The sequence below is a fragment of the Dyella silvatica genome (assembly GCF_026283955.1).
In the GTDB taxonomy this organism is placed as follows: domain Bacteria; phylum Pseudomonadota; class Gammaproteobacteria; order Xanthomonadales; family Rhodanobacteraceae; genus Dyella_C; species Dyella_C silvatica.
This window is the reverse complement of sequence record NZ_JAPDPE010000186.1, coordinates 1-5,342: the sequence shown is the minus strand read 5'-3', so window position 1 is coordinate 5,342 and position 5,342 is coordinate 1. Positions and strand designations below refer to the sequence as shown.

1 protein-coding gene is annotated in these 5,342 nt (G+C 63.5%); it reads left to right on the top strand.

Annotated elements, in window-relative coordinates:
- Positions 1-5,342 (top strand): beta strand repeat-containing protein (locus OUZ52_RS22035; protein WP_266160745.1); only part of this gene is annotated, 5,342 nt, incomplete at both ends.

Genomic DNA, 5,342 nt, shown 5'->3' with positions numbered 1-5,342 from the left:
CGGCCAGCACCGATGCGGTGAATGGTTCGCAGTTGTACGCGACCAACCAGAACGTCACCAACGTGACCAACACCGTCAACAACATCAACAACGGCGCGGGCATCAAGTATTTCCACACCAACTCGGCTTTGGCCGACGCCAACGCGGCCGGCACGAACTCCACAGCGATCGGCCCAGCGGCCAATGCCTATGGCAATGGCTCGATCGCTCAGGGCAACGGTGCAATCGCCGGTGTCAGCGGCACGCCAGCGACGGCGAACGATGTGGCTGTAGGCAGTGGCAGCAAAGCCATTGGCGGTAACTCTTTCGCTGGCGGTAACGCCGCCAGCGCGGCAGGTGCCTCGTCGGTAGCCTTAGGCAATACCGCCAACGCCAAGGCAGCGAATGCCATCGCTCTGGGCGCGAACGCCGTCGCCAATAACGCGAACGACCTGGCGCTGGGTGCCGGTTCGACCACCGCGGCGCCGAATGCCGGCACCACGGCACTGTACGGCGGCACGGCGGCGGGTATCGCCAAGGCGGCCAGCGGTGTGGTGTCGGTCGGTTCGGCGGGTAACGAGCGGCAGATTCAGAACGTGGCGGCCGGCGTGATCTCGGCGAGCAGCACCGATGCCATCAACGGCTCGCAGTTGAGCGCGGTAGCGACCGGCGTCAATAACCTGGGCAGCTCGACGGCAAGCACGCTGGGCGGTGGCGCCAGCTACAACGCAGCCACTGGCACCATCAGCGGCTTCAGCCAGCCGATCAACGGTGTCAGCGCCAGCGGTGCGGTGAGTGCGCCGACCGCGCAGACCAGCGTGGCCGGCGCGCTGACGGCACTGAACAACAACGTCAACAACACCGCCAATATCGCGGTGAAATACGATGCCGCCGGTGGCAACACCATCACGCTCGGCGCCACGGGCGGCGCCGGTGCGCCCCCAGGCGGGGTGAAAATCACCAATCTCACGGCAGGCACGTTGAGTGCGAGCAGTACCGATGCGGTGAACGGCTCGCAGCTGTTTGCCACCAATCAGCAAGTCACCAGCAACACCACCAACATCGCCAATAACACGACCGCGATCGCTGGCAACACCACGTCGATCAACAACATCAACAACGGCACCAGCGGCATCGTGCAGCAAGTGGGCGGCATCAGCCCCAGCAACACCAACTCGATCACGGTGGGTGCGGCCACCGGCGGCACCGTGGTGAATTTTGCCAATGCCAGTGGCGGCACGCGCACCTTGACCAAGGTATCGGCAGGTACCTTGAGCTCGACCAGCACCGATGCGGTGAACGGTTCGCAGTTGAATGCGACCAATACCAACGTCACCAACAACACGACGGCGATTGCGGGCAACACCACCTCGATCACCAACCTGGGCGGCCAGGTCAACAACATCTACGCCACCGGCACCAAGTACTTCCATGCCAACTCGACCGGTGCGGATTCCACCGCCACGGGTGCCAACAGCGTAGCGATCGGTCAGGGCGCAGTGGCGACCAAGGCCAACGACGTAGCGCTGGGTCAAGGTTCGACCACGGCAGCTACTGTCGCTACGCCCAGTGGCACCATCAACGGCAGCAGCTACAACTATGCCGGTAACGCGCCGACCTCGACGGTTAGCGTGGGCAGCTTGGGTAACGAACGCACCATCACCAACGTCGCGGCGGGCCGGGTCATGGCAAGCAGCACGGATGCGGTGAACGGCAGCCAGTTGTTTGCGACTAACAATGCATTGGCCGATCTCGACACCACGGTTACGGCCAACAAGACGCACTACTACAGCGTTAACGACAATGGCACGGCGGGCGGTAACTACAACAACCACGGTGCCACGGGTCTCAACGCCATCGCCGCCGGCGTCGGTGCGAGTGCGGCGGGCGCGAACAGTGTTGCCATGGGCAACGGCGCTCAGGTCTTTGGTGCTAACTCACTGGCCGTCGGCAACGCAGCGGGTAGCGGGGGTGTCGCAAGCAATCAAGATAACTCGGCCTATGGCGCAAATGCTGGCAAAAACGTGGCTGGTAGCTTTAATACAGCCACCGGCAGCGGTGCTGGGCAGGGCGTGACCGGCGGCAATAACACCGCCAGCGGCGTCTCTGCCGGAATAAACGTGCTCGGCTCAAACAACACGACTTCCGGCGCTTTCGCTGGGCAGAATGTGACGGGCAGCAATAACACTTCCTCGGGCGCGAATGCCGGTGCGTCAGTCACTGGTGATAACAACATTGCCAGCGGTTCTGGCGCGGGTGCGTCAATCAACGGTAACGACAATGTTGCCATCGGCAGCAATGCTGGCCAGGGCTTGAGCGTTAGCAACACGGTCGCCATTGGCAACACCGCTTCAGCCGGCAAAGATGGTGCAGTCGCACTGGGACAGGGTGCTACGGCAGGCCATGCCAATGATGTCGCCTTGGGTGCAAGTTCGACCACGGCGGCGGCGGTAGCGACGGCCAGTAGCACCATCAACGGCGTCAGCTACAACTATGCCGGCACGGCGCCGACCTCCACCGTCAGCGTAGGTAGCGTGGGTAACGAGCGCACCATCACCAACGTTGCCGCGGGCCGGGTCGCGGCAAGCAGCACGGATGCGGTGAACGGTAGTCAATTGTTTGCGACCAACAGCGCAGTGACCAGCCTGGGCACGACGGTCAACAACATCAACACCGGCGCTGGCATTAAATATTTCCACGCCAATTCAAGCGCGGCCGATTCAAGTGCGATAGGTACCGATAGCGTGGCTGCCGGTCCGCTGGCGGTTGCCACCGGCGCCGCTTCGACGGCGGTTGGTAACGGTGCCAACGCGGCCGCCGCGGGCAGCTCGGCGTTTGGCGCCAGTGCGTCGGCGACGGGAGTGCGCTCGGTCTCGGTGGGCAATACATCCGCTGCCGGCGACGGCAGTATCGCGATCGGTGGCACAGGGTCGCAGAACAGCGCTTTCAAGCCCACGGCGACCGGTCAGGATGCGATTGCCATCGGTGCCAGCAATACGCAGGCCGCTGGACTGCGAGCGGTTTCAGTGGGCCGTGATGCCTGGGCCAATGGCGATAACTCGGCGACCTTGGGTTTTAACGCCGAGGCGACCGCCACCAACGCCGTCGCACTCGGTACAAGCGGCAAGGCCAGCGCCATCAATGCGATCGCGCTAGGCAACAGCGCCAATGCAAACGTCGTCAACAGTGTCGCGCTAGGCAACGGCGCAACCACGGTGGCTGCGGTAGCGACGACCGGTGCGACGATTAATGGCGATGCCTATAGCTTTGCCGGTACCGCGCCCACGGGTGTCGTGAGCGTGGGCACGGCGGGCGCCGAGCGACAATTGCAAAATGTCGCTGCCGGTCAGTTGAGCGCCACCAGCACGGACGGGGTCAACGGCAGCCAGTTGTTCGCCACCAATACCGAAGTCGGCAAGATCGGTACCACGGTAAACAACATCAACAACGGCGCAGGCATCAAGTACTTCCATGCCAACTCGACCGGTGCGGATTCTGTCGCCACCGGCGCGGACAGCGTGGCGATCGGCCAGGGTGCGGTAGCGAGCAACGCCAACGACGTAGCCCTGGGTGCAAACAGCAGCACCAGTGCTACGACCGCGGTAAGCGGGGCGACGATTGGCGGTACCGCGTATACGTTCGCTGGTGCGACCCCAACGGCCGCGTTGAGCGTGGGCGGTCGGCAGATTCAAAACGTGGCGGCCGGTCAGTTGAGCGGCAGCAGCACCGATGCGGTGAACGGCTCGCAGTTGTTCGCCACCAATCAGCAAGTCACCGCCAATTCGACCAGCATCACCAACTTGAACAATGAGGTGGGTTCGATCGACGCGCTGAATTGGGACCCCGCCGCCAACGGTGGCACCGGTGCATGGAACGCGAACCACAAGGGTAGCGGCCCGAACAAGATCACTAACGTGGCGGCAGGCACCTTGAGCCCGACCAGCACCGAAGCGGTGAATGGCTCGCAGCTCAATACGACCAACACCAATGTGACGAACAACACCACGGCCATCGCGGGCAACACCACCTCGATCACCAATCTGGGCGATCAGGTCAACAACATCTACGCCACCGGCACCAAGTACTTCCATGCCAACTCGACCGGTGCGGATTCCGTCGCGACGGGCGCGGACAGCGTGGCGATTGGCCAGGGCGCGGTGGCGAGCAACGCCAACGACGTCGCGCTGGGTGCAAACAGCAGCACCAGCGCTACGACCGCGGTAAGTGGGGCGACCATCGGCGGTACCGCGTATACGTTCGCCGGTGCGACGCCGACGGCCGCGTTGAGCGTGGGTGGCCGGCAGATCCAAAACGTGGCGGCCGGTCAGTTGAACGGCAGCAGCACCGATGCGGTGAACGGCTCGCAGCTGTTCGCCACCAATCAGCAAGTCACCGCCAATTCGACCAGCATCACCAACTTGAACAACCAAGTGGGTTCGATCGACGCGCTGAACTGGGACCCGGCCGCCAACGGTGGCACCGGTGCATGGAACGCGAACCACAAGGGTAGCGGCCCGAACAAGATCACTAACGTGGCGGCAGGCACCTTGAGCCCGACCAGCACTGAAGCGGTGAATGGTTCGCAGCTCAATACGACCAACACCAATGTGACCAACCTGGGCGATCAGGTGAGCAACATCTACGCCACCGGTACCAAGTATTTCCATGCCAACTCGACCGGTGCGGATTCCACCGCCACCGGCGCGGACAGCGTGGCGATCGGTCAAAGCGCAGTGGCCACGAACGCCAACGACGTCGCACTCGGTGCGGGCTCGGTGACTGCGGCGGCGATAGCGACGGCCAGTGGCAGCATCAATGGCAGCAGCTATAACTATGCCGGGGGTTCGCCGACGTCGACGGTGAGCGTGGGCAGCGTGGGTAACGAACGCACCCTCACCAACGTCGCGGCGGGCCGCGTCACGGCAAGCAGCACCGATGCGGTGAACGGTAGCCAGTTGTTTGCCACCAATAGTGCGGTGACCAGTCTGGGCAGCACCGTCAACACCATTAACAACGGCGGCGGCATCAAGTATTTCCATGCCAATTCGACCCTGGCTGACTCCGCGGCGACCGGCACGGATTCGACCGCGGCCGGTCCGCTGGCGATCGCTTCGGCAACCGGCGCTTCGGCCTACGGCAAGGGTGCCAAGGCCTCGGGCAACAGCTCCGTAGCCATGGGCGATACGGCGGAGGCGGCGACCGATGACGCGGTGGCCATTGGTCACAATGCCACGGCCAACGGCGGCAAGTCGGTATCGATCGGTTCGGGCAATACGGCGACCGGTGATGGCGCGGTGGCGATCGGTGACCCGAACACCGCGATCGGTACCGGTGCGGTGGCGATGGGCGCCAACAACACGGCC